This window comes from Variovorax sp. F042, assembly GCF_057814215.1.
The window spans coordinates 226,707-248,403 of sequence record NZ_JBVASX010000006.1 but is presented as its reverse complement, the minus strand read 5'-3'; the positions used below and the strand labels follow the sequence as shown (position 1 = coordinate 248,403).

Annotated in this window: 25 protein-coding genes; 4 read left to right on the top strand and 21 right to left on the bottom strand. The window is 66.1% G+C overall.

Annotation, left to right across the window (positions count from 1 at the left end; translation table 11 throughout):
* Positions 1-30: 30 nt before the first annotated feature.
* Complete coding sequence (locus tag ACZYSP_RS20710; RefSeq protein WP_093057169.1) at positions 31-975, top strand: CysB family HTH-type transcriptional regulator; 945 nt, start codon at positions 31-33, stop codon at positions 973-975.
* Positions 976-1,102: 127 nt separating this feature from the next.
* Positions 1,103-1,366 (top strand): hypothetical protein, encoded by a 264-nt coding sequence (locus tag ACZYSP_RS20705; RefSeq protein WP_093057093.1) that lies wholly within the window; start codon positions 1,103-1,105, stop codon positions 1,364-1,366.
* Positions 1,367-1,444: 78 nt separating this feature from the next.
* On the opposite strand, the gene ACZYSP_RS20700 is transcribed toward ACZYSP_RS20705, so the two are convergent.
* The 8 genes from ACZYSP_RS20700 to ACZYSP_RS20665 all read right to left on the bottom strand — a co-directional run bounded on the left by ACZYSP_RS20700 (position 1,445) and on the right by ACZYSP_RS20665 (position 8,946).
* The gene (locus tag ACZYSP_RS20700; protein ID WP_093076666.1) at positions 1,445-1,882 is read right to left on the bottom strand and encodes an RcnB family protein; all 438 of its coding nucleotides are present in this window, start codon (positions 1,880-1,882) and stop codon (positions 1,445-1,447) included.
* A 133-nt stretch (positions 1,883-2,015) separates the two neighbouring features.
* Positions 2,016-2,606: a dihydrofolate reductase family protein gene (locus ACZYSP_RS20695; RefSeq protein ID WP_489016245.1), complete on the bottom strand. Its 591-nt coding sequence runs from the start codon at positions 2,604-2,606 to the stop codon at positions 2,016-2,018.
* A gap of 151 nt (positions 2,607-2,757) precedes the next feature.
* Positions 2,758-3,660 (bottom strand): VOC family protein, encoded by a 903-nt coding sequence (locus ACZYSP_RS20690; RefSeq protein ID WP_489016243.1) that lies wholly within the window; start codon positions 3,658-3,660, stop codon positions 2,758-2,760.
* A gap of 25 nt (positions 3,661-3,685) precedes the next feature.
* Positions 3,686-4,531, bottom strand: a complete 846-nt coding sequence (locus ACZYSP_RS20685; protein ID WP_256216735.1) for an ABC transporter ATP-binding protein — start codon at positions 4,529-4,531, stop codon at positions 3,686-3,688.
* Positions 4,528-5,364: an ABC transporter ATP-binding protein gene (locus ACZYSP_RS20680; protein ID WP_489016240.1), complete on the bottom strand. Its 837-nt coding sequence runs from the start codon at positions 5,362-5,364 to the stop codon at positions 4,528-4,530. The genes ACZYSP_RS20685 and ACZYSP_RS20680 overlap by 4 nt, the downstream gene beginning before the upstream one ends.
* Positions 5,348-5,917 (bottom strand): OsmC family protein, encoded by a 570-nt coding sequence (locus tag ACZYSP_RS20675; RefSeq protein ID WP_489016238.1) that lies wholly within the window; start codon positions 5,915-5,917, stop codon positions 5,348-5,350. The genes ACZYSP_RS20680 and ACZYSP_RS20675 overlap by 17 nt, the downstream gene beginning before the upstream one ends.
* A 14-nt stretch (positions 5,918-5,931) precedes the next feature.
* On the bottom strand, positions 5,932-7,761 hold the full coding sequence (locus ACZYSP_RS20670; protein WP_489016236.1) for an ABC transporter permease: 1,830 nt from the start codon (positions 7,759-7,761) through the stop codon (positions 5,932-5,934).
* 3 nt (positions 7,762-7,764) lie between these two features.
* On the bottom strand, positions 7,765-8,946 hold the full coding sequence (locus tag ACZYSP_RS20665) for an ABC transporter substrate-binding protein (RefSeq protein WP_489016233.1): 1,182 nt from the start codon (positions 8,944-8,946) through the stop codon (positions 7,765-7,767).
* A gap of 156 nt (positions 8,947-9,102) precedes the next feature.
* Between ACZYSP_RS20665 and ACZYSP_RS20660 the strand changes: the two genes are divergently transcribed.
* Positions 9,103-9,741 carry a GDSL-type esterase/lipase family protein gene (locus ACZYSP_RS20660; protein ID WP_489016231.1) on the top strand — a complete coding sequence of 213 codons (639 nt, stop codon included), beginning with the start codon at positions 9,103-9,105 and terminating at the stop codon, positions 9,739-9,741.
* Here ACZYSP_RS20660 and ACZYSP_RS20655 read toward each other — a convergent pair whose 3' ends face one another.
* The 4 genes from ACZYSP_RS20655 to ACZYSP_RS20640 all read right to left on the bottom strand — a co-directional run bounded on the left by ACZYSP_RS20655 (position 9,742) and on the right by ACZYSP_RS20640 (position 11,843).
* The gene (locus tag ACZYSP_RS20655; protein WP_489016229.1) at positions 9,742-10,257 is read right to left on the bottom strand and encodes a class IV adenylate cyclase; all 516 of its coding nucleotides are present in this window, start codon (positions 10,255-10,257) and stop codon (positions 9,742-9,744) included.
* A gap of 106 nt (positions 10,258-10,363) precedes the next feature.
* Positions 10,364-10,726 carry a hypothetical protein gene (locus ACZYSP_RS20650; RefSeq protein WP_489016227.1) on the bottom strand — a complete coding sequence of 121 codons (363 nt, stop codon included), beginning with the start codon at positions 10,724-10,726 and terminating at the stop codon, positions 10,364-10,366.
* A complete protein-coding gene (locus tag ACZYSP_RS20645) occupies positions 10,723-11,328 on the bottom strand; it encodes a cob(I)yrinic acid a,c-diamide adenosyltransferase (protein ID WP_489016225.1) in 606 nt (201 codons plus the stop codon). Before ACZYSP_RS20645 ends, ACZYSP_RS20650 begins: the two co-directional genes overlap by 4 nt.
* Before the next feature lie 14 nt (positions 11,329-11,342).
* Positions 11,343-11,843, bottom strand: coding sequence for a DinB family protein (locus ACZYSP_RS20640; protein WP_489016223.1), 501 nt, complete (start codon positions 11,841-11,843; stop codon positions 11,343-11,345).
* A gap of 72 nt (positions 11,844-11,915) precedes the next feature.
* On the opposite strand from ACZYSP_RS20640, the gene ACZYSP_RS20635 reads away from it, so the two are divergent.
* A complete protein-coding gene (locus ACZYSP_RS20635; RefSeq protein WP_093057104.1) occupies positions 11,916-13,340 on the top strand; it encodes an FAD-binding oxidoreductase in 1,425 nt (474 codons plus the stop codon).
* Positions 13,341-13,428: 88 nt separating this feature from the next.
* On the opposite strand, the gene ACZYSP_RS20630 is transcribed toward ACZYSP_RS20635, so the two are convergent.
* From ACZYSP_RS20630 to ACZYSP_RS20590, 9 genes are all read right to left on the bottom strand, one after another.
* Entirely contained in the window at positions 13,429-14,334 is a 906-nt protein-coding gene (locus ACZYSP_RS20630) for a CsgG/HfaB family protein (RefSeq protein ID WP_093057105.1), read from the bottom strand.
* 115 nt (positions 14,335-14,449) lie between these two features.
* Positions 14,450-15,412, bottom strand: coding sequence for a ParB/RepB/Spo0J family partition protein (locus ACZYSP_RS20625; protein WP_093057106.1), 963 nt, complete (start codon positions 15,410-15,412; stop codon positions 14,450-14,452).
* Positions 15,412-15,957, bottom strand: a complete 546-nt coding sequence (locus tag ACZYSP_RS20620) for an RBBP9/YdeN family alpha/beta hydrolase (RefSeq protein ID WP_489016220.1) — start codon at positions 15,955-15,957, stop codon at positions 15,412-15,414. The genes ACZYSP_RS20625 and ACZYSP_RS20620 overlap by 1 nt, the downstream gene beginning before the upstream one ends.
* Before the next feature lie 42 nt (positions 15,958-15,999).
* The gene (locus ACZYSP_RS20615) at positions 16,000-16,914 is read right to left on the bottom strand and encodes a ParA family protein (RefSeq protein WP_093057108.1); all 915 of its coding nucleotides are present in this window, start codon (positions 16,912-16,914) and stop codon (positions 16,000-16,002) included.
* Positions 16,915-16,933: 19 nt separating this feature from the next.
* Entirely contained in the window at positions 16,934-17,548 is a 615-nt protein-coding gene (locus tag ACZYSP_RS20610) for a LysE family transporter (protein ID WP_093057109.1), read from the bottom strand.
* A gap of 126 nt (positions 17,549-17,674) precedes the next feature.
* Positions 17,675-18,328: a 16S rRNA (guanine(527)-N(7))-methyltransferase RsmG gene (gene rsmG / locus ACZYSP_RS20605; RefSeq protein ID WP_489016217.1), complete on the bottom strand. Its 654-nt coding sequence runs from the start codon at positions 18,326-18,328 to the stop codon at positions 17,675-17,677.
* Positions 18,325-20,286, bottom strand: a complete 1,962-nt coding sequence (mnmG, locus tag ACZYSP_RS20600; RefSeq protein WP_489016215.1) for a tRNA uridine-5-carboxymethylaminomethyl(34) synthesis enzyme MnmG — start codon at positions 20,284-20,286, stop codon at positions 18,325-18,327. The genes rsmG and mnmG overlap by 4 nt, the downstream gene beginning before the upstream one ends.
* A 175-nt stretch (positions 20,287-20,461) precedes the next feature.
* Positions 20,462-21,349 carry a transglutaminase-like domain-containing protein gene (locus tag ACZYSP_RS20595; RefSeq protein ID WP_093076492.1) on the bottom strand — a complete coding sequence of 296 codons (888 nt, stop codon included), beginning with the start codon at positions 21,347-21,349 and terminating at the stop codon, positions 20,462-20,464.
* Positions 21,349-21,534 (bottom strand): DUF1328 family protein, encoded by a 186-nt coding sequence (locus tag ACZYSP_RS20590; RefSeq protein ID WP_013538518.1) that lies wholly within the window; start codon positions 21,532-21,534, stop codon positions 21,349-21,351. Before ACZYSP_RS20590 ends, ACZYSP_RS20595 begins: the two co-directional genes overlap by 1 nt.
* Positions 21,535-21,697: the final 163 nt, after the last annotated feature.

The window sequence follows — 21,697 nt, the reverse complement described above, 5'->3', positions numbered from 1 at the left end:
ACCGGGGCCCTGATGACTCCTCCGCGCCAGATGAACTTCCAACAACTGCGCTCGGTACGCGAGGCCGTTCGTTGCGGCTTCAACCTGACCGAAGTCGCCCACACCCTTCACACCTCCCAGCCCGGCGTGAGCCGGCAGATCCGCGAGCTTGAGGAGGAACTCGGCATCGAGCTCTTCGTGCGCGCCGGCAAGCGGCTCACGGGGCTCACCGAGCCCGGCGGGCACGTGCTGCCGATCATCGAGCGCATGCTGATGGAGAGCAGCAACCTGCGCCATGCGGGCCAGGAATTCGTCGCGCAGCAGAGCGGCCTGCTCTCGGTGGCCGCCACGCATTCGCAGGCGCGCTATGCGATGCCGGTGGCGGTGCAGGAATTTCGCACGCAGTTTCCGAACGTGAAGCTGCACCTGCACCAGGGCTCGCCCAAGCAGATCGCGCAGATGCTGCTCGACGGCGAAGCCGACGTAGGCATCGCCACAGAGGCTCTGGGCGACTATCCGCAGCTGGTTGCCCTGCCCTGCTATCGTTGGACGCATTCGGTGATCGTGCCGCCGGAGCATCCATTGCTCGACGCGCCGCTGACGCTCGAAGCGCTCACGCGCTATCCGCTGATCACCTACGACACGGGCTTCACGGGCCGTTCGCGCATCGACGAAGCCTTCGAGCAGCGCGGGCTGCAACCCAACATCGTGCTGGCCGCGATGGACGCCGACGTGATCAAGACCTACGTGCAGTTGGGCCTGGGCATTGGCATCGTCGCCGGCGTGGCCTACGAAGCCGAGCGCGACACGCAGCTGCGCGCGCTCGATGCGGGTCGGCTGTTCGGCATCAACCTCACCAAGCTCGCGGTGCGGCGTGGCACTTACCTGCGCAAGTACGTCTATGCCTTCATCGAGTCGTTCGCGCCGACGCTGACGCGCGCGGTCGTCGAGAAGGCTCTGGGCGACGAGGCCAGGGCCTCTCACTACGAAATCTAGAGCCTGTCCAGAGGCTGCGGCGTGGTGTGTACTGCGGACGACAGAATGGTTAAAAAAGAAGAATGCAGCTTCACACAAGGGGCGTACATTCGGGTTAATTCCCTGGCTTCCTGGAAACGGATCAGCAATGGCATCGACCCCGCAGCAGCAGCAACAGCAAACAAGGGCCGCCCTCAAGGCGGCCAATGCAGCCGAGCGGCGTGAGAGATTGAGACGAGCCTTGCCCGCAACGGTAGAGCTGCTGCAAAGCCGCCAGGCAGACCGCATCGACGACGCCGACATCGACGCGTACGTGAGCCTCAACTGGCTCGAGTGGCATGGTGGCGGCCTGCGGTTGACCATCACCGGGCGCAATGTGTGCGCCCAATCGGCGCCCACCGCGCTGGTCTGAACGCCCGCTCCGGCGTTCCATCAAAAGAAAAACCGCCACAGTTGCCTGTGGCGGTTTTTGTGCTGTCTGGCCGGCTGTTTACTGGCCAGCGATGATGTTTGCGATCACACCGGTGGCGATTGCCGCGAGCACGAAGTCCCCGCCCACGCCAACCCATTGATAGCCACGGGGCGGCTGCTGGAGGCGGTAGGCACGCCAGTCTTGCACCACGTAGTTGCGGCCACGGTACTCGGGCGGCACGCGGCCACCACGGCGCCATTCGGCATGCGGCTGCGGGAAGCCACGGCGATCGAACTGGCGGCCGTCGCGGAAGTCCTGGTTGCCGCGGTAGTAACCGCCTTGCGGACCACCCCGGCGGTCGAAATTGCGGTCGCGCTGTTCATAGCGTCCGTCGCCTGGACGGCCATCGCCCGGACGGCCATCGCCATGACGGTCTTGCGCAAAGGCGCTCCCTGCGGCCATGCACATCGCGAGCGCTGCTGCGGCGACTGCCATGCTCTTTGAATTGCTGATCATCTGGAACTCCTTCATGCGTTGATGACGAGTCCATTGTGGGCCGCACTTGTGTCCGCTTCGGGCACTTCAGGTCGCGGTCAGGTGAAATCAGGTAAGCGCTGGTATCCGCGCGGCGCCTTGTCCTTCAAGCCGCTCAACCCGGCGTGTAGCAGTTGACCACCATGCCGCATTCGTACGCCGTCGAACGCAGCAGCCGCAGCTTGTGGCCCTTGCGCTGGTCGTGGAACACCGAACGCCCCGCGCCCACCGCCATGGGGTTCACGAAGAACTGGAACTCGTCGACCAGCCCCGCTGCAACCAGCGCGGATGCGAAGCCGACACCGCCGATGGTGATGATGTCCTTGCCCGGTTCACGCTTCAGCGCATTAACCTCCTCGGCCATGCCGCCGCGCGCGATGACCGTGCGCTCCCAGCGCGAGGCCGCGAGCTTGTCGGTGAGCACCACCTTGCGTGCATCGACGATCCTCTGCGCAAAGGCGTAGTGCGGGTTCGCGGGAAAGTTCTTCGCCGCGCGACCCCAGTGATCAAGGTAGCCCTCTTCCGCGATCAGCCGGCTCAGCAGGATGGTGTCGATGCCTTCGAAGACGGCGTTGAAGTCTTGCTTCAGTCTGTCGTCCCAGCCCCAGCGCTCGCCCCAGCCCCACAGTTGCCAGTCGAGGTTGCCATTGGCCGGCGAGACATAGCCGTCGACCGACATCTGCATCTGGAGGATGAGCTTTCTCATACCGGTTCTCCTTCGTGAGGACTGAAACAACCGCTTGTTGAATGCAAGCAGTGCCAGTATGCAGAAGAAGATGCAGGCCGAGCTGCGCAAGGCACATCTCGGCGGGCACCAACGTCGATACAAGATGCTCAAGGGTGCGGCAACGGCCAGCTCATCCGCCGACCAGGCTGTTGACCAGGTCGCTGCGCGAGCTGCTGCCATGCTTCACGTGACGGTCCAGCGGTGGCAGGTCGAGTTCGATCAGTGCACCATGCGCGCGTGCAAGGTCGAAGGTGCCGGTCGATTGCGGCCTGTCGGTATGCAGCACCAGCGCATACGGGCCCTCGCCGCGCGCCGCAATGCGTTGCGCGAGGATGCCGCTGCCCTCCTCCGCATCCGGCACATTGTTGTTCTCGCGCGGCGATGAAAGCACGAGCACGCTGCCTCCCAACGCGATGATCGCCACCCGCACGTTGCTGCCGGGCACCGCCACGGGCTCGCCGATGTGCGTGTCGGCATCGTCGGGCACGGTGCCGAGCAAGGCGCGGTAGCGCGCCAGCGTGGCGTCGAGATCGCGCACCGCAATGGCCAGGCTCGCCACACCGAGCGCGCCGTTGGCATGCACGCGCACATCGCCTTCGGGCACGCGCAATGCGCGCGGCGTGAGGTCGCCGCACAGGAAGGGCAAGTCGGCCGAAGGCGCGCGCGCCGTCTGCCAGCGCAGGCGCTCGCCATCGGGGCGCACGCGGCCGCCGTCGAGCGGGCCATCGAGTGCGAGCCCCCGCGCCTTCGCGTCGGCCACGGTGGCGGCGGTGTCGCGCGGCAGCAGCGCGAAGTCGACGATGCCTTCGCCGTGGCGTTGCAGCAGCTGCCACCAGCGTTCGGTGGGCGACGGTTCGCGCCATGCGATCAGCTCAAAGTAGCTGCCGTCGCCGAACACCACCAGCGCGTTGTGCGTGGCACGGCCCGGATGGTCGCCGCCGCGCAGCACATGGAAGCCCAGCGTGCCGTAGTCGGCAATGGTGCGTTCGAGGTCGTGCACCGCGATGACGATGTGGTCGAGTTTCAATGGCATGTGTTTTCTCCCGTGGATGGCCGGATCAGGAAGCAGTGCGCGCCGCGCCATCACCGCCAAGGTAGGCATCGCGGATGCGCGCATCGGCCAGCAGCTCGCGCGCCGGACCCGAGAGCACGATGCGCCCCGTCTGCAGCACATAGCCGTGATGCGCAATCTGCAGCGCGAGGCTCGCGTTCTGCTCGACCATGAACACCGACACGCCCTGGCTGTTGATGCGCGCGATGAGCTCCAGCACCTTGTCGACGTACAGCGGCGACAGGCCCATGGTCGGCTCGTCCATGCAGATGAGCTGCGGGCGGCCCATGAGCGCGCGCGCCATCGCCACCATCTGCTGCTCGCCACCCGAGAGCGTGCCGGCCTGGAACTCGATGCGCTCGGCCACGCGCGGAAACAGCTCCAGCATGCGCTCGAGGTCTTCGGCCACGGCCTTGCGGTCGCTGCGCGCATAGGCGCCCATCAGCAGGTTCTCGCGCACGGTCATTGCCGGAAACAGGCGACGCGCTTCGGGCACCGAGCCTATGCCGCGGCGGATGATCTGCGGAGTGCTCAGCCCAAGCATCGATTCGCCGTTGAAATTGACTTCGCCCGAGCGCGGCTTGAGCAGGCCGAGCACGATCTTCATTGTTGTCGACTTGCCGCTGGCGTTGCCGCCGAGCAGGCTGACGATCTGGCCCTTGCGCACTTCGATGTCGAGGTCGAAGTGGGCCTGGACGGGGCCGTAGAAGCTGTTGATCTTCCTGAGTTGGAGCAGGGGCTGCAGCGATCCGCTGGAAGCAGGTGCAGCGGCGCGTTCGGGCAACCCCTCGTCCCTGCCCTCTCCCCAGAGAGGCGAAGGAGAAAGACCGGTGCGTGCGACGGTGGCGATCATGCGGGCACCGCCTCGCCGACATGGCGATGGCCCAGGTACGCCTCGATCACAGCCGGGTCGTTGCGCACTTCATCGGGCAGGCCTTCGGCGATCTTGCGGCCGTCGTCGAGCACGGCCACGCGGTCGGACAGCTGCATCACCAGGTCGAGCTTGTGCTCGATCAGCAGGATGGTCTGGCCGCGCGCCTTCAGGCCGCGGATGATCTCCAGCATCTCCGCCGTCTCGCTCTCGTTCATGCCGGCAGTGGGCTCGTCGAGCAGCAGCAAGCGCGGCTTGAGCGCCAGCGCCCGTGCGATCTCCACGCGGCGGCGATTGGCGTACGAGAGGCTGTACGCGGGATGGTCGATGCGCGGTGCGAGGCGTTCGCCGAAGAGCGCGATGATTTCTCGCGCCTCCTCACGCAGCGCCTGCTCTTCGCGGCGCACGGCACCGGGCTGCACCAGCGCGAGCGCGAGTTCGGCCAACGCACCCAACCCTGGCACACCACCGATGCGAGGTTTCACGACGCGCAGCCGCGTGTGTGCGCCGACCAGCACGTTGTCGAGCACCGAGAGGTTCGCGAACACACGCCCATGCTGGAAGGTGCGCGCCAGCCCGCGCTGCGCGAGCTGCTCTGCCGGCAGTCCGGTGATGTCCTGTCCGTCGAACAGCACCTGCCCCGCGTCGGGCTTGTCGAGGCCGGTGACGAGGTTGAACAGCGTAGTCTTGCCCGCGCCGTTCGGCCCGATCACGCTCAGCAGTTCGCCCTCGCTCACGTGCAGGTCGACGGCATCGACGGCCGTGAGCCCGCCGAAGCGGCGCACGAGGCCGCGTATCTCAAGCAGCGATGGCATCGGCTTCCTTCTTCGCCGCTTGCGCCTTCGAGTTGATCAGCTTCACCTCGGCGCGAATGGTCTGCGGATTGCGCAGCAGGTTGAGGATCGGGCAGTTGCGCTCCACCGCCTCGAACAGCGCGTCGATGTCTTCGCGGCTCGCGGACGAATCGATGTGCACCGTGTAGCCGATCTCGTGCGGCCAGATCGGTGTCTTCTCGTGGCCCGGCTTGCCGCCGCGCGGATCGATGACGCCGGTCACTTCCACTTCGAGGCTTTCGAGCGGCACCTGCCGTTCGGCCGCCTGGATCAGAAAGATGTGCGTGACGCAGGTGCCGAGCACGCCCAGCTGCAGCTCGGGCGAGCTGGGGCCGAGGTTGTAGCCCGCGAAGTCCGGCGGGCTGTCGCTGATGATCTGGTGCTCGCGGATGCGCAGGCGGCGCACGCCGCTGCGGCCTTCTGCCTTCACGCTGGCCTTCAGCTGCACGGGCTGTGCGGTGCCCGCTTCGACGGCGGCATTGCGTGCCAGCACGGCGGCGCGTTTCTCGGCGAGGTAGTCGTTGAGGTTGCTCATGGGGATGTGTTCTTTCAGACAGTGCCCAGCAGGCCTTGCGGGCGGAAGCGGATCAAGAGAAGCAGCGCGACGCCGTAGATCAGCATGCGGTACTCGGCCGTCACGCGAAACAGCTCTGGCAGGCTCACGAGCGCGACCGCGCCGAGCAGAGCGCCGCTGATGTTCCCGAGCCCGCCGAGGATCACCATCGTCAGCGCGAGGATCGAGATCTGCGAGCCGAAGGTCTCGTGATTGATGTACGAGTACATGTGCGCGGTGAAGGCACCGCTCACGCCGGCCGCGAAACCGCCGAAGCCGAAGGCCAGCGCCTTGTAGCGATCGGGGCTCACGCCGTAGGCGCGCGCGGCCACCTCGTCTTCGCGCACCGCGCGGAAGGTGCGGCCCAGGTGCGAACGCAGCAGGCGCCATTGCAGCAAGGCCAGCAGCACCATCGCGCCGAAAGACGCCCAGTAGACAGCCTCGTTCGACGATGCATCGCGCCCGAACAGCGAGAGCGGCGGAATGCCTGAGACGCCGATGGGCCCGTGCGTGAGGCTTTCCCAGTTGAGGATGGTGAGCGCCACGATCTCGCCGATGCCGAGCGTGGCAATCGATACATAGTGGCCACGCAGCCTGAAGGCAGGGAAGATCAGCGCAGTACCGATCAGCGAGGTGAGGATGCCCGCGAGCACGATGCCTGTGCCGACCGGCAGGTGCAGGTCGAGCACCAGCAGCGACGATGCATACGCGCCGATGGCCAGCAGCCCCGCATGACCCAGCGAGATCTGCCCGATGGTGCCGGCAACGAGCGTGAGGCTCAACGCGAGCGCACCGTAGAGCCACGCATTGGTGAGCGTCTGCAGCAGGTACGGCGATGGATCGAAGAGCGGCAACGCCACCGCCGCTACAAACAACGCAAGGAGCAGACGCCGCGGCACATGCCACGGCTTGCTCGGTGCAATGAAGGTGCCCGTCAGCGGCTCCGGCGGCAACGCGCGCTTGCGTCCGAACAACCCGTTGGGCTTCCACACCAGGATGACCAGCAGCAGCGCGAAGGCAAAGAGATTTCGATACGGCGTGCCGAGGATCGCCACGCCATAGCTCTCGATCAGCCCCAGGAGCAGGCTGCCGACGATGGCGCCCGGCACGTTGCCCACGCCGCCGACCACGGTGGCCACCACGCCCTTGAGCGTGGCCTGGAAGCTCATCGCCGGGCTGATGTTGTTGTAGTACATGCCCACCAGCAGGCCCGAGAGACCGCCCAGCGCGGCGGCGATGGCGAACACGGTCTGGTTCACGCGGTCGACGTCCACGCCCATCTGCTGGGCCGCGTCGCGGTCTTGTGCGGTGGCGCGCACGGCCCAGCCGAGTTTCGTGAAACGCAGGAAGACGAACAGCACGGCCGCGCTCGCGATGCCGATGCCCGCGATCAGGATGTCGAGCGCGCCGATGGTGCCGGTGCCGATCTGCAGGCGCCAGTCGGGCAGCTGCGTGGGCAGCGAGCGCGGGTCTGGGCTGAACACCAGCTGCACGACGATGTCGAGCACGAAACTGATGCCGATGGTCGCCAGCAGCGGCGCGATGCGTGCCGCGCCCTGCAGCGGGCGAAGGCCCACGCGCTCGATCAGCATGCCGAGCGCGCCCGAGCCGAGCACCACCAGCAGGATGGTCACCGGCAGCGGCGTGTGCAGGAAGGTGATCAACGCCCAGCCGATGTACGCGCCCACCGTGTACACCGAGCCGTGCGCGAAGTTGATGAGGTGCGAGACGCCGAAGATCAATGCGAGGCCGACTGCCAGCAACGCATAGATGTTGCCGATGATCAGGCCGTTGACGGTGTAGTCGAAGAAGGAGGTGAAGCTCATCGACTACCTGGCCACTGCCACGGCTGCCTTCTCGTCGACCTGCGCCCACTTGCCGTCCTTCACGACGAGGTTGACGCTCTTCACGCCGATCACGCGGCGCGTCTGCGGGTCGAAGCTCGCCTTGCCGAAGATCACGCTGGGCACGTCCTTGATCTTGTAGAACGCATCGCGCACGGCCTTGCGGTCGGCCTTCGGGCCCGCCTGGCGCAGCGCTGCGGCGGCGTACACGACTGCGTCATAGGCATAGGCGTTGAAGGCATCGGGCTCCTTGCCGTACTTCGCGCGGAAGCTCTTCACGAAGTCCTGCACCTCGGCGCGCGGCTCCTCTGGATAGAAGGCGGTGTTGGTGTAGATGCCGTTCACCGCCGCGCCACCGAGCTCGATGAACTTCGGCGAATACACCGAGCCTACGGCGGCGATCGGCTGCTTGAGGCCCACGCTGCGCACCTGGCCCGCGATGAGCGCGCCGTCAGGGTAGTAGGAGATGAGCACCAGCCCGTCGGGGTTGGCGTCGCGCACGCGCACCAGCGTCGAGCGGAAGTCTTTCTCATCCGCCTGGTAGCCCTCGGCAATCGCGAGCTGCGCGCCGCGTTCCTGCGCGGCCTTCACCAGCACGTCCTTGCTGGTGCGGCCCCAGTCGGTGTTGAGGTACAGCACGGCGATGCGCTTGAAGCCCAGCGTCTTCACCGCGAGTTCGGCGAGCAGCGGCTGCGCGTCGGCCTGGCTGATCGAGGGACTCCAGATGTAGTCGCCGCCCTTGGTGAAGTCGGGATGCGAGTTGGTGAAGCCCAGCTGCACCAGGCCCGCGCGCTGATAGATGGGCGAGGCCGCCATCGAGGCCGGGCTGGAGAAGTCGCCGAGCTCGATGAGCACGCGCTTGTCGTTCACCAGCTTCTGCGCAATGGCCACCGACTGGCGCGGATCGCTCTGGCTGTCCTCGAAGTTGTAGGCCAGCGGCCGGCCATGGATGCCGCCCTGCGCGTTGATGTGTTCGAGGGCAAGGTCGAAGCCCGCCTTCCACTGCGCACCGTACTGCGCGTTCTGCCCGGTGAGCGGACCGCTCACGCCGAACCACACGGGCTCGCCGGTGGCGGGCGCGGCCCAGGCGATGACGGGCGCGGCCAGCAAGGCCATGGAGAGAGCGGCCACATGACGCAGGAAGCGGTGGCGAGTGAGCAGCGGCATGGTGTCGAACCCCGGAGATGAATGAAGGTGCAGGGCAACGATTCTTCGCCTGCGCCCACCGGCCGGGAACGAACAAAAACGGGGAGGCTTATGCGCTTTCCGAGCAAAGGGACAAGCGCCCGCGCGCCCTCAGGCTGCGTTTAAGCTGCGCGCCACATGAAGCGACGACACCTCCTCCACCTGCTGGCCGGCGTGCCTGCCATCACCCTTCTGTCGGCCTGCGGCAAGCGCAAGGCGTCGGCCACCGCGCTGAAATCCGATGCCCACGTGCTGGCCCTGGGCGACAGCCTGACTCATGGCTATGGCGCACCGCCCGACGCAGCCTGGCCCGTGAAACTGGGCGCGCTCACGGGCTGGCAGGTCGAGAACGCGGGCGTCAACGGCGACACCTCTGAAGGCGCGCTGCAGCGCTTGCCGGGCCTGCTGAGTGCCCAGAGCTACGACGCGATCCTGATCGGCATCGGCGGCAACGACATGCTGCGCGGCGTGTCGGCCACGGCCACGCGCGACAACCTCGTCGAGCTGATCACCCAGGCGCGTGCGCACACGCCCTATGTCGCAGTGCTGGCCACGCCGGCGCCCGACGCCATGCGCGCGGCCGTCGGCTCGCTCAGCGATGCGCCGTTCTACGAAGAGGTGGCGAAGTCGCAGCAGGCGCTGCTGGTCGCCAATGTGTATTCGAGCGTCCTGTCGGATTCGTCGCTGCGCTCCGACCGCATCCATGCCAATGCACGAGGCTATGAAAAGGTCGCGCAGCTTCTGGCGGATCAGCTCAAGGCTGCTGGCTGGCGCTGATCAACCGTTGATCAGGTCGACGTAGGCGCCCTGCACCAACTGGTCGATGCTGATGCCGAGCTGCGACATGAGTGCGCGTGCTTCGGCTGTGCCGGCTTCGGCGGGCTCGCCTTCTTCCAGCACCACTTCGAGTTCGAGGAATTCTCCGAGGCCTTCGACACGGTCGAGATGCACGCGCGTGCGGCCCACGATGAATAACCGGCGCTGCTTGCGAACCCGGCCGGCCTGTCCCCATGCGAGCGTGAGCGATTCGCGCAGCACGTCGGGCGTGCTGCAGGGCGTGATCAGGTAGAACGACTCCTTCGGTCCGGTGCTGTTCGCGCGGCGATAGAAGATCAGCTCGGCACGGTCGGGCGCGAAGGTGCGCAGCTTGAGGCGGTCGGCGCTGTCGTTGCAGCGGAAGAAGGTGTCGTCCTGCGCGATCTCGATGGGGCCCTGGTCGGCCAGCGTTAGGGCGATGCTTGCGACGCGGTCTACGCTGTCGATACGGGCCTTGATCTCGATGTTTCTTGCCATTTGTGCCTTGGAGGTTTTGTTCGGGGTGCGTGCGAATGACACCGGGTACTCCCCTCCGCGAATGTCCCCCGTCGGCGTGAGCGCGCCCCAAACTGACCCGCGAGGATCAAGGCGCGCTGCCTTGCGGACCGACAGGCGGCGGTGCAGCGCGACCGCTGGAACCGGGTGACAACTTGCGGCCAAAGGCCTCGCCCACGTTGCGCACCGGTCGGCTGGCCTTCTCCGACACGTTGTTCACGCCACGTCGCGTGGCAGCGTCTGCGCGGTTGACTCCGCGGCCCGCGGCGTTGGTGCCGCGCTGCACGCTGCCCACGACCTTGCCGCTGCGGGAGGGCGACTTGATGGTGTGGGCGCGTTGCGCCTGGGGCGGGTTGTCCGCGCTCTGGGCTTGTGCACCGGCTGGCAGCCACAGCGCGGCAGCCATCGTCACGGCGAGCGAGGTGCGAAGGGTGTCGATCGGGAATTTCATGGAACCTCCTTGGTGTTGGTGTCGTCTGCTTCGGCTTCTGCAGCGGCTGCGCGTGCCATGCGCTCGCTCTTCCAGTAGACGTCGTCGCCGCCGTTCATCCGGTTGAGCACGCGTGCAAGCACGAAGAGCAAGTCGCTAAGCCGGTTGAGGTACTGGCGCAAGGCGTCGTTGAGTTCGGCGGTGGCGCCGAGCGCAACCACCGCACGCTCCGCGCGCCGCGCCACCGTGCGGCACACATGCGCGAGCGATGCCGCGCGCGTGCCAGCCGGCAAGATGAATTCGGCCAGGCGCGGCAACGCGGCGTTGTGCTCGGCCAGTGCGTTGTCGAGCTGCAGCAGCGCATCGGCCTTCAGCAACGTGAAACCCGGCATCGACAGCTCACCGCCGAGGTTGAAGAGCTGGTGCTGCACATCGACCAGCAGCTCGCGCACGGGCTCTGGCATGGGCTCGCACAGCAGCACGCCAATGTGCGAGTTGAGTTCGTCCACGTCGCCCATCGCGTGCACGCGCAAGTGGTCTTTGGGCACGCGCGTGTTGTCGCCGAGGCCGGTGGTGCCGTCGTCGCCGGTGCGGGTGGCGATCTGGGAGAGTCGGTTGCCCATGGAGGCTCCTGTTCTTACTGATCGACGGTCGATGCGTCGATCTTGCCTGCCAGCCATTGCAGGCCCGCAAGATGCTGCTGGTCGTGGCTGCAGAGGTAGTGGATGAGGCTGCGCATCGTGAGCGGGCCGTAGCCTTCGAACACCGCGGTGCGCGCGAGCTGCGCGTCGCTCAGGCTGGAGATGATTTCCATCGTCTGCACGCGCGCCATGCGGAATTCGGCCAGCACTTTCGCCGCATCGGCCGCGCCGTAGTTGCGCTCGATGGCCAGCGGTTCGCTGTCGATGGAGGCGAGCGTCGGGTGCGTCTCCTGCAGCGTGCGGCGAAAGCGCAAGTGGTAGCCCTCGATCTCGATGTCGCGCACATGGCAAAGCTGCTCGATGGCGGTGAAGGCCTCGCTGGGCACGCCCTCCCACGAGGGCGGCGCCCAATGCCTGTAGGCGGTGGGAATGGCCGCGTAGTGGGCCTCCAGTTGCGACGGGAAGGCCACGAGAGCGCTGAGGGTCGTGGGGTTCATGTTTTTTCCGAAGCGCATTATGGTGCTCGCTCCGTAAAATGGCCGATCACCTCACCCGCCAGGAGACTCCCGATGAACGCCCCGACCCAAACCTCGCACCTGATGCCGGAGCTTCATCTGCGCGACGTCCCGGCCAGCCTGATCGACGGGCTGAAGGCCCGCTTCGGCGCCAACTGCTCCACGGCCATGGCAGTGCGCACGCAGCACGGGCGCGACGAGTCTTCCTTCGACGCACCACCCCCCTCCGCCGTGGTGTTCGCAGAGAGCACGCAGGACGTGGCCGACGCGGTGAAGCTCGCGAGCGAGCACAGCGTGCCCGTCATTCCCTTCGGTGTGGGCTCCTCGCTCGAAGGCCACCTGCTGGCGGTGCAGGGCGGCATCAGCATCGACGTGTCGCGCATGAGCAAGGTGCTGTCGATCAATGCCGACGACCTCACGGTGACGGTGCAGCCCGGCGTCACGCGCAAGCAGCTCAACGAAGAGATCAAGAGCACGGGCCTGTTCTTCCCCATCGACCCGGGCGCCGACGCTTCCATCGGCGGCATGACGGCCACGCGCGCCAGCGGCACGAACGCGGTGCGCTACGGCACGATGCGCGAGAACGTACTGGCGCTCGAAGTGGTCACTGCTGCCGGCGAGGTCATCCGCACCGGCACGCGCGCGAAGAAGTCGTCGGCCGGCTATGACCTCACGCGCCTCATGGTGGGCAGCGAAGGCACGCTGGGCGTGGTCACCGAGATCACGCTGCGCATCTACCCGCTGCCCGAGGCGGTGTCGGCGGCGATCTGCTCGTTCCCGAGCATCGAGGCCGCGGTGCGCACGACCATCGAGACCATCCAGCTGGGCGTGCCGATCGCACGCGTCGAGCTGATCGACGTGAACACGGTGCGCATGGTGAACGCATACGCCAAGCTCAACCTGCGCGAAGAACCGATGTTGCTGATGGAATTCCACGGCTCGCCTGCCGGCGTGAAGGAACAGGCCGAGACGGTTCAGGAGCTCGCGAGCGGCCATGGCGGCAACGCATTCGAATGGGCCAGCACGCCGGAAGAGCGCACGCGCCTGTGGACCGCGCGGCACAACAGCTACTTCGCGGCGGTGCAGTCGCGCCCCGGCTGCCGCGTGATCTCGACCGACACCTGCGTGCCGATCTCGCGCCTGGCCGATTGCCTGCTCGACTCGGTGGCCGAAGCCGATGCGAGCGGTATTCCGTACTTCCTCGTCGGCCATGTGGGCGACGGCAATTTCCACTTCGGCTATCTGCTCGACCCGAACATTCCCGAAGAGCGCGTGAAGGCCGAAGAGCTGAACCACGCGCTGGTGAGCCGCGCGCTGGCGCTCGAAGGCACCTGCACCGGCGAGCATGGCGTGGGGCTGCACAAGATGGACTTCCTGGTCACCGAAGCGGGCGTGGGTGCGATCGACATGATGCGCACGATCAAGCGCGCGCTCGACCCGAAGAACATCATGAATCCGGGCAAGATCTTCAGCCTCTGACCCGTTCGCTCAGGCGTTCAATGAAAAAGCCCGGCGGCTCGCAAGAGCGCCGGGCTTCTTTGATTTGCTTGCGGCAGCTGCCGCGCTATCAGTTGGTGCTGTTGCTGCGGCGGCGTGCCGGTGCCTTCTCCGCAGGCACATAGGTCTGCGACGGCGCAGCGCCGCCATCCACGCCCAGACGCCCGCCACCACCAAGGCCCTGCCCACGCACCGTCTGCGCCTTGTAGTTGCGCAGCGAACGAACCATCTGGTTGAAGGCGTCCATGAAGGCTGCGGCAATCACCTTGCCCTGCGCCGTGTTGGTGTAGCCACCCACGCCGCCGCCACCGCTGCGACCGGCCAGCGCACCGAAAGCGCCGAAGTCGGTCTTGGAGGCGCTGCCTTCCGCGGCCGCAACCTGCACGCCCGAACGGTTGTCGATCAGGGTCAGCAACGCGCTGGCTTCCTTGGTCTGCATGCTGCCGCCGAGGGCCGCGAGGGCTCGGCCACGGCCGCCGCCCACCAGGCCGCCGAGCGCGCCGCCGACGCCGCCGGCATCGCTGTTGCTGAAGACGATTTCGGGCGACAGGCCGTAGTCGGACGCCACCATCTGGCCGCGACCGAAGTTGCTGCCGCCGCGCATTTCACCCGACTGCTGCAGCGCGCGTTCGCGCGTCATGGCGTTCATGCCGGCCGCGCCACGTTCGACCACGATGAAGCAGTTCGATTGCTGCACCAGCAGGCGCAGCAGGTTGGCCGTGGGCGGCAGCTTGTATTCGCCGGTGAGGATGGTGTACCAGCCAGCGCTCTGGTTCTCGATCAGCGAGACCGTGCCGAGCGGCGATTCGCAGCGCTCGAGCTGGCTGCTCGCGTTGTCGGTGGCGCCGCCTGCGGCGCTGCCGGTAGCCATGGTCTTGGCCGACTGGCTGCCCATTTGCATATCGGTCGTGGCGCAACCGGTGAGGAGAACTGCGCCGACGGCAATGGCCGCGAGCGGGAACTTGGTGAGCTGCATGGTGGACTCCCTCTGTTTGTTCAGAGATCTGGGATTGAAAAAACCAGCGGTCGAGGATACGCGCAAAGGATTGCAGGAATCAATCAAACGAACGCCAGCCCCCTCGTTCACAACACTAGGCCGTTCGGCGGATGCGCTCGATCAATCCGTTGAGTGCTTCGATGGAGCCGAAGTGAATGGCGAGCTCGCCGCTTTCCTCGATGCGGCCGCCGCGCTTGCTGCGCTTCTTGATGCGCACCTCGACCTCGGCGGTGAGCAGGTCGGCCAGTTCTTCTTCCACGCGCTGCAGGTCGCGCGACTTTTCGCCGTCGTTGCCGCGTCGCGAGGGCGTGAGCGTGAATTCGGCCGCGAGCTTCTTTACCAGCGCCTCGGCTTCACGCACCGACATCTTCTTGGCCGCAATCTGGTTGGCCGCCGTGATCTGCGTGCCACGGTCCAGCGACAGCAGCGCGCGGGCATGGCCCATGTCGATGTCGCCGGCCATCAGCATCTGCTGTGCGGGCTCGGCCAGGTTCAACAGGCGCAGCAGGTTGCTCGCCGCGCTGCGCGAACGACCCACGGCCTGTGCGGCCTGCTCGTGAGTGAGCCCAAACTCGTTCACCAGGCGTTGCAGGCCTTGGGCCTCTTCCAGCGGGTTGAGGTCTTCACGCTGGATGTTCTCGATGAGCGACATCGCCGCGGCGGCTTCGTTGGGCACGTCGCGCACCAGCACCGGCACGCTGTCGAGGCCCGCGAGCCTGGCGGCGCGAAAGCGGCGTTCGCCCGCGATGATTTCGTACTCGGCGTTCTTGGCGGCTGCCGATTCGGCGTCGAGCCGGCGCACCAGGATCGGCTGCATGATGCCCTGCGCCTTGATGCTTTCGGCCAGCTCGTAGAGCGCGCCTTCGTCCATGCGTGTGCGCGGCTGGTAGACGCCGGCCACCATCTGGTCGAGCATCAGCGTCGTCGGATTCCTCTGTGCGCCGCCCTCTTCCGAGCCCGAATTGCCGCCATTGCCGTTGTCGGCGGAAGGCGCGGCCGTCGGGCCGAGCAGCGCTTCGAGGCCGCGGCCCAGGCCCTTGGGTTTCTTGGTCGCCATCAGTTCTTTTCTTTCGAGATTTCGTTCAGGAGTTTCCGGCCCTCGGGCCAGTCGCCCAGGCCGGATTCGGCATTCAGGTGGCCGCCCGGGCCGGCATCGATGAAGCGTGCGCCCCAGTCTTTGGCAAGCTGCTGCGAGCGCGAGGCTTCGCAGTACGGGTCGTCGTTGGCGGCGATCAGCACCGCCGGGAACGGCAGCGGCTTGCGCAAGATCGGCGCCCAGCCAGGAATCAGCTGGCGCAGGTTGTCGCTCTCGACGTCGCCGGGCGCGACCAGCAGCGCGCCGCGCACTTTGTGTGTGTTGCGCGAGTGCGCGGCCCACGCGGCAACGAGGATGCAGCCGAGACTGTGCGCCGCAAAAGCCACCGGGCCGGGCGAGGCCAGCACTTCTTCTTCGAGCCGGGCGGACCAGTCGCCGCGCAACGGGCGCATCCACTCGTGCTGATCGACGCGGTGGTCGCCGTACACCGACTCCCAGCGGGTTTGCCAATGGCCGGGGCCGCTGTTCTGCCAACCGGGCAGCAGCAGGATGCGCGGAGTTGTCATTTGCTACGAACTTGATAGCACCTTGCCGAGCAGCGGCAAGCGTCAGGCATTGTTTTCACTGGTGGAGTCGGATGCGGGCGCGGGTGCCATCACGTCATCGGGAATTGGCAGGTCCGGTGCGATGCGCGTGACCGGCGCAATCGGCGGTGCCACCGCGCCCGAAGCAAAGGCGCTCGCGGGCGGCATCTTGTCGACCAGCTCCTGGGCGAAGGCGATGAAAGCCTGGCTGCCGCGGGCGGCCGGGTCGAACACCACGCCCGGCAGTCCGTAGCTGGGCGCCTCGGCCAGCCGTACATTGCGCGGGATCACCGTGTCGAACACCTTGTCGCCGAAGTGGGACTTGAGCTGCTCGCTCACCTGCTGCTGCAGCGTGATGCGCGGATCGAACATCACGCGCAGCAGGCCGATGATCTGCAGGTTCTTGTTGAGGTTGGCGTGTACCTGCTTGATGGTGTTGACCAGGTCGGTCAGCCCTTCGAGCGCGAAGTACTCGCACTGCATCGGCACGATCACGCCGTGGGCGGCGCACAGGCCGTTGAGGGTCAGCAGGCTCAGGCTCGGCGGGCAGTCGATCAGCACGAAGTCGTACTCGGCGCCGACCGCGGCCAGCGCGGTGCGCAGGCGCTTTTCGCGACGGTCGAGCGCAACCATTTCGACTTCGGCACCCGCCAGTTCGCGGTTGGCGCCCAGCACGTCGTAGCCGCAACCGCCCTCCACCAGCTTGTCGGCCTTGACCCGGGCTTCGGCCACCGAGGCCGATTCGAGCAGCACGTCGTACACCGTCAGCTCCAGCTGGCGCTTGTCGATGCCCGAGCCCATGGTGGCATTGCCCTGCGGGTCGAGGTCGATCATCAGCACGCGCTGGCCGACCTTGGCCAGGCCGGCCGCGAGGTTGACGGTGGTGGTGGTCTTGCCGACGCCGCCCTTTTGGTTGGCAATGCAGAAAATCTTGGCCATGTCAGTACCGGAGGATCGATCAGCGCGAGATTGCGAGCTTGACGCCGAAGGCGATCAAAAAGGTGCCGGCAAGCTTCTCGAGCGTGGCGGAAATGCGGGGATTCGCACGGATGCGCTCAGCCAGGAAGTGCGTGAGCAGCGTCGAGGTCAGGCCGTACAGGAAGGTCAGCGCCGCAATCGTCACGGCCATCGCGCCGAAAGTGACCAGGCCCTGATGGCGGGCCGGGTCGACGAACAGCGGGAAAAAGGCCATGTAGAACACGATCGCCTTGGGATTCAGCAGGGTGATGGTGAAGGCCTGGCGCAGGAAATGGCTGGGCTTGATGTCGAGGATGGGCGCCGAGCCGGGCTTGGCCAGCAACATCTTGAGGCCCAGCCACGCCAGGTAGGCGGCGCCCAGCCACTGCACGGCCTTGAAAGCTGTCGGGTACGCGGCCAGCACGGCCGACACACCAGCCACTGCGGCCCACATCAGGCACTGGTCACCAATGATCAGGCCGGCTGTTGCGGCGAGTCCTCCGCGGATGCCGCCTTTGCTCGTCGAGGTGATCAGCGCCAGATTGCCCGGACCGGGAATCAGAAGGAACAGGACGATGGCGGCGACGAATGCGCCGTAGTCAGCGATGCCGAACATGGGATTTGCCTCGAAAAAGCGAGCCAGGAAAGGGACCAGAGGGAGGCATCGAGTCTAAGCGAGCACACCGCCGCGAGGATCGTTCGGACACCGGCTTTTACCGGTGTCGCCGCTTCTTTTGCGGATTCAGGCGCCGATTTCGGCAGCTTCTTTGCGTGCCCAGACGATGCAACGCTCGGCATCCAGGCCGGGAACCGTCAGTTGTTCCACGTGAAACACTGCCACGCCCTTCGGCAAGACGGCGAGTTCGTCGGTCGGTACCTTGCCCTTCATGGCCAACCAGACACCACCAGGCGCGAGCAGATTCATCGAGCCGTTGAAGAAATCCGGCAACGATGCGAAGGCGCGCGAGCTGATGACTTCGTAGCTGCCGACCAGGGATTCGACCCGGGCGTGCAGTCCCCGAAGGTTCGGGAGCTCCAGTTCGGCTGCCACTTGCTGGACGAAGGCAGCCTTCTTGGCGACCGCATCGAGGCAGCTCACCTCAAGATCGGGCCGCATGATGGCGATCACCACACCCGGCAAGCCACCGCCGGAACCCACGTCCAGCAGCTTGCCCTTCCCTGCCCACTCGCGCTGCAGCGGTGCGACGGCCGCCAGACTGTCGAGCAGGTGGTGCGTCAGCACGCTGCCCGGATCGCGCAGCGCCGTGAGGTTGTAGACCTTGTTCCACTTGAGCATCAACGTGCCGTAGGCCAGCAGCTGTTCACCTTGAAGATCGGACAGCGCCACGCCCATGGCGGCTGCGCCGGCGCGCAGCGTATCGATCGGCGCCGTCATTCCGCGGACTGCGGCTCGGTGGCTGCTTCCGTGGTGGCGGTATCGCGGGCGAAGGCCTTGTGGCCGCCCTTGCGCAAATGAATCATCAGCAGGGAGATGGCGGCAGGCGTCACACCGGAGATGCGCGAGGCGAGGCCCAGCGTTTCCGGCCGGTGCTTGTCCAGCTTCTGCCGCACCTCGAAGCTCAGCGCCTTGACCTGGCCGTAGTCGAAATCAGCCGGCAGCTTCAGGTTCTCGAAGTGCGCGGCCCGCTCCACTTCGTCGTGCTGACGCTCGATGTAGCCAGAGTACTTGGCCGAGATCTCGATCTGCTCGATCTCGGTTTCGCTCAGCGCCGTCTGGGCACCGTACTTGCCGCCGTCCAGCGACATCAGCGTTTCGTAGTTCACGTCGGGCCGGCGCAGCAGGTCGGCCAGGTTGTATTCGTGGTCGATGGCCTTGCCCAGCACCCGCTCCGACTCGGCGGCTGGCAGGTTGCGCGGGTTCACCCAGATCGACTTGAGCCGCTCTGTTTCACGTGAAACAGCGTCGCGCTTGCGGCTGAAAGCATCCCAGCGCGCGTCGTCTACCAAGCCCAGCTTGCGCCCTGCTTCGGTCAGACGCATGTCGGCATTGTCTTCACGCAGTTGCAGGCGGAACTCTGCGCGGCTCGTGAACATGCGGTACGGCTCGGTCACGCCCTTTGTAATCAGGTCGTCGACCAGCACGCCCAAGTAAGCTTCGTCGCGACGCGGCAGCCAGGCATTTTCGCCACGGCATTGCAGCGCAGCATTGATGCCGGCGAACAAACCTTGGGCCGCGGCTTCTTCATAGCCGGTCGTGCCGTTGATCTGTCCGGCAAAGAACAGGCCCTTGACCGAGCGGGTCTCGAAGCTGCTCTTGAGTTCGCGCGGATCGAAGTAGTCGTACTCGATGGCGTAGCCCGGCCGCAGGATGTGCGCGTTCTCCAGCCCGGGCATCGAGCGCACCAGCTGGTACTGAATGTCGAACGGCAGGCTCGTCGAGATCCCGTTCGGGTAGTACTCGTTGGTCGTCAGGCCTTCAGGCTCGAGAAAGATCTGGTGGCTTTCCTTGTCGGCAAAGCGGTTGATCTTGTCTTCCACGCTCGGGCAGTAGCGCGGACCCACGCCGTCGATCTTGCCGGTGAACATCGGGCTGCGGTCGAAGCCCGAGCGGATGATCTCGTGCGTGCGCGCGTTGGTGTGAGTAATCCAGCAGGGCATTTGCTGCGGATGCATGTCCGCGCGGCCCATGAAGCTAAACACCGGCATCGGCCCTGTCCCACCGGGCATGCCGTCGCCGGGCTGCTCGGTGCACTTCGAAAAATCGATGCTGCGGCCATCGAGTCGTGGCGGCGTGCCGGTCTTGAGCCGGCCTTGCGGCAGCTTCAGTTCCTTGAGCCGCGCCGACAGGCTGATCGCCGGCGGATCACCCGCGCGTCCAGCCTGGTAGTTGTCGAGGCCGACATGGATGCGGCCATCGAGAAAAGTACCCGCCGTCAGCACCACGGTACGGGCACGGAATGCGATGCCCACCTGCGTGACGGCACCGACCACGCGATCGCCCTCCACCATCAGGTCGTCGACGGCTTGCTGGAACAGGCTCAGGTTCGGCTGGTTCTCCAGCCGATGGCGGATGGCCGCCTTGTACAGAACCCGATCCGCCTGCGCGCGAGTGGCGCGCACCGCCGGGCCCTTGCTCGAATTGAGAATCCGGAACTGGATGCCGGCCTCGTCGGTGGCAATCGCCATCGCACCGCCGAGCGCATCGACCTCCTTCACCAGATGGCCCTTGCCGATACCGCCGATCGACGGGTTGCAGCTCATCTGCCCCAGCGTCTCGATGTTGTGGGAGAGCAGCAGCGTCTTGGCGCCCATGCGCGCAGCGGCGAGCGCGGCTTCGGTGCCGGCATGGCCACCGCCGACGACGATCACGTCGAATTCTTCGGGGTACAGCATTTGAAATGGGGAGCGCACAACTGACGCGTGCGCGGCGCAAAAGGGGCACTGATTTTAATCGTCCAGGCCGATCTGCGCCCTTTGTGTGGACAAGCTAGAGGGCCATGCCAAATTACCCGCCAATGCCCACGGAACCTCGATAGTTTGCTATATATTTCATAGCTAACTATCCGCGTCAGCCCGTCGCTTCGGCCACCTGCACCACCGGCACAGGCTTCTCGATGCCGACCAGCGCGCCAGTCGGCGGCGGCGCCTTCGACGGTTCAAGGCTTTCATCCTGCAGCTCGCGAACAACGAGCTTCTTGTCCGTCATGCGCACGTTGCCGAAGATCGTGCAGAAGGCCACGTCCTTCGCGTCGCGCCCCGTGCCCACGCGCACCACCCGGTCGACTGGCGCCATGCGCGTTGGATCGAACAGCACCCACTGCCCGCCGAGCCAGGCTTCGAACACGGCGTGGAAATCCTGCGGCGGCTCGTCGAACCACACATAGCCCACCACCAGCCGCGCCGGAATGTTGAGCGCGCGGCAGAAGGTGATGCCCAGGTGCGCGAAGTCGCGGCACACGCCCGCGCGTTCCACGAACACCTCGCGCGCCGTCGTTGTCGAGTCGCTGCTGCCCGGCTCGTAGGCGATGCTCTCGTGGATCCAGTCGACGATGGCCTGCACACGGCCGATGCCCGGCGGCAGGTCGCCGAAGAGCTGCTGCGCGCAGCGCGACATCAGGTCTGACTCGCAGTAGCGCGTCGGCATCATGTAGTGCAGCACCTCGTCGGGCACTTCGCTGACCGGCACCTCTCGCAGGTCGGTCGGCACCACCACATGCGCGCGCTGCACGCTGGCCTTGTAGCGAATCTTCAGCGGCCCGGGCTTCGCGTCGAAACGGATGAAGCGGTTGCCGCTGCCCTCGTCGCAGAACACCTGCATCTCGGTCGGCGGCTCGATCGTCAGCTCCTCGCTGACGACGGCCTGCGCACCCGAGCGCGCCGCTTCGATGTTGAGCAGCATGTGGGCCGGCGCGACGACCTCGTAGTCGAGCTGCGCATCGACGTGGGAGATGTGCATCAGTCGAGCGCCTTTTTCACCGCACCCACGCCAAGCGCGGCCAGCACGACGAACAGCACAGCCAGCACTAGGAACAGGCCGAACAGCAGCTTGGCAATGCCGGCAGCCCCGGCCGCCACGCCACCGAAGCCGAGCAGGCCGGCCACGAGGGAGATGACCGCAAAAATGATCGCGTACTTCAACATCGGGTACTCCTTGCAGCAGGCCTTGCCCACCGTGCGACGCAGCTTAGAAAGCGGCCCGCTCGCGCCCGATAGTCGCCTCGCGCGTGCGGCCGTAGGACAAAAACGCGAGGCAGCCAAACCCGCTAGCATCCGCTGCGATCTCCCACAACAATCAATCAACCTC

What these genes read in the sequence shown, in the direction of transcription:
- ACZYSP_RS20710 (WP_093057169.1), top strand. Translation starts at nt 31, where the DNA reads ATGAACTTCCAACAACTGCGCTCGGTACGCGAGGCCGTTCGTTGCGGC.
- ACZYSP_RS20705 (WP_093057093.1), top strand. Translation starts at nt 1,103, where the DNA reads ATGGCATCGACCCCGCAGCAGCAGCAACAGCAAACAAGGGCCGCCCTC.
- ACZYSP_RS20700 (WP_093076666.1), bottom strand. Translation starts at nt 1,882, where the DNA reads ATGATCAGCAATTCAAAGAGCATGGCAGTCGCCGCAGCAGCGCTCGCG.
- ACZYSP_RS20695 (WP_489016245.1), bottom strand. Translation starts at nt 2,606, where the DNA reads ATGAGAAAGCTCATCCTCCAGATGCAGATGTCGGTCGACGGCTATGTC.
- ACZYSP_RS20690 (WP_489016243.1), bottom strand. Translation starts at nt 3,660, where the DNA reads ATGCCATTGAAACTCGACCACATCGTCATCGCGGTGCACGACCTCGAA.
- ACZYSP_RS20685 (WP_256216735.1), bottom strand. Translation starts at nt 4,531, where the DNA reads ATGATCGCCACCGTCGCACGCACCGGTCTTTCTCCTTCGCCTCTCTGG.
- ACZYSP_RS20680 (WP_489016240.1), bottom strand. Translation starts at nt 5,364, where the DNA reads ATGCCATCGCTGCTTGAGATACGCGGCCTCGTGCGCCGCTTCGGCGGG.
- ACZYSP_RS20675 (WP_489016238.1), bottom strand. Translation starts at nt 5,917, where the DNA reads ATGAGCAACCTCAACGACTACCTCGCCGAGAAACGCGCCGCCGTGCTG.
- ACZYSP_RS20670 (WP_489016236.1), bottom strand. Translation starts at nt 7,761, where the DNA reads ATGAGCTTCACCTCCTTCTTCGACTACACCGTCAACGGCCTGATCATC.
- ACZYSP_RS20665 (WP_489016233.1), bottom strand. Translation starts at nt 8,946, where the DNA reads ATGCCGCTGCTCACTCGCCACCGCTTCCTGCGTCATGTGGCCGCTCTC.
- ACZYSP_RS20660 (WP_489016231.1), top strand. Translation starts at nt 9,103, where the DNA reads ATGAAGCGACGACACCTCCTCCACCTGCTGGCCGGCGTGCCTGCCATC.
- ACZYSP_RS20655 (WP_489016229.1), bottom strand. Translation starts at nt 10,257, where the DNA reads ATGGCAAGAAACATCGAGATCAAGGCCCGTATCGACAGCGTAGACCGC.
- ACZYSP_RS20650 (WP_489016227.1), bottom strand. Translation starts at nt 10,726, where the DNA reads ATGAAATTCCCGATCGACACCCTTCGCACCTCGCTCGCCGTGACGATG.
- ACZYSP_RS20645 (WP_489016225.1), bottom strand. Translation starts at nt 11,328, where the DNA reads ATGGGCAACCGACTCTCCCAGATCGCCACCCGCACCGGCGACGACGGC.
- ACZYSP_RS20640 (WP_489016223.1), bottom strand. Translation starts at nt 11,843, where the DNA reads ATGAACCCCACGACCCTCAGCGCTCTCGTGGCCTTCCCGTCGCAACTG.
- ACZYSP_RS20635 (WP_093057104.1), top strand. Translation starts at nt 11,916, where the DNA reads ATGAACGCCCCGACCCAAACCTCGCACCTGATGCCGGAGCTTCATCTG.
- ACZYSP_RS20630 (WP_093057105.1), bottom strand. Translation starts at nt 14,334, where the DNA reads ATGCAGCTCACCAAGTTCCCGCTCGCGGCCATTGCCGTCGGCGCAGTT.
- ACZYSP_RS20625 (WP_093057106.1), bottom strand. Translation starts at nt 15,412, where the DNA reads ATGGCGACCAAGAAACCCAAGGGCCTGGGCCGCGGCCTCGAAGCGCTG.
- ACZYSP_RS20620 (WP_489016220.1), bottom strand. Translation starts at nt 15,957, where the DNA reads ATGACAACTCCGCGCATCCTGCTGCTGCCCGGTTGGCAGAACAGCGGC.
- ACZYSP_RS20615 (WP_093057108.1), bottom strand. Translation starts at nt 16,914, where the DNA reads ATGGCCAAGATTTTCTGCATTGCCAACCAAAAGGGCGGCGTCGGCAAG.
- ACZYSP_RS20610 (WP_093057109.1), bottom strand. Translation starts at nt 17,548, where the DNA reads ATGTTCGGCATCGCTGACTACGGCGCATTCGTCGCCGCCATCGTCCTG.
- rsmG (WP_489016217.1), bottom strand. Translation starts at nt 18,328, where the DNA reads ATGACGGCGCCGATCGATACGCTGCGCGCCGGCGCAGCCGCCATGGGC.
- mnmG (WP_489016215.1), bottom strand. Translation starts at nt 20,286, where the DNA reads ATGCTGTACCCCGAAGAATTCGACGTGATCGTCGTCGGCGGTGGCCAT.
- ACZYSP_RS20595 (WP_093076492.1), bottom strand. Translation starts at nt 21,349, where the DNA reads ATGCACATCTCCCACGTCGATGCGCAGCTCGACTACGAGGTCGTCGCG.
- ACZYSP_RS20590 (WP_013538518.1), bottom strand. Translation starts at nt 21,534, where the DNA reads ATGTTGAAGTACGCGATCATTTTTGCGGTCATCTCCCTCGTGGCCGGC.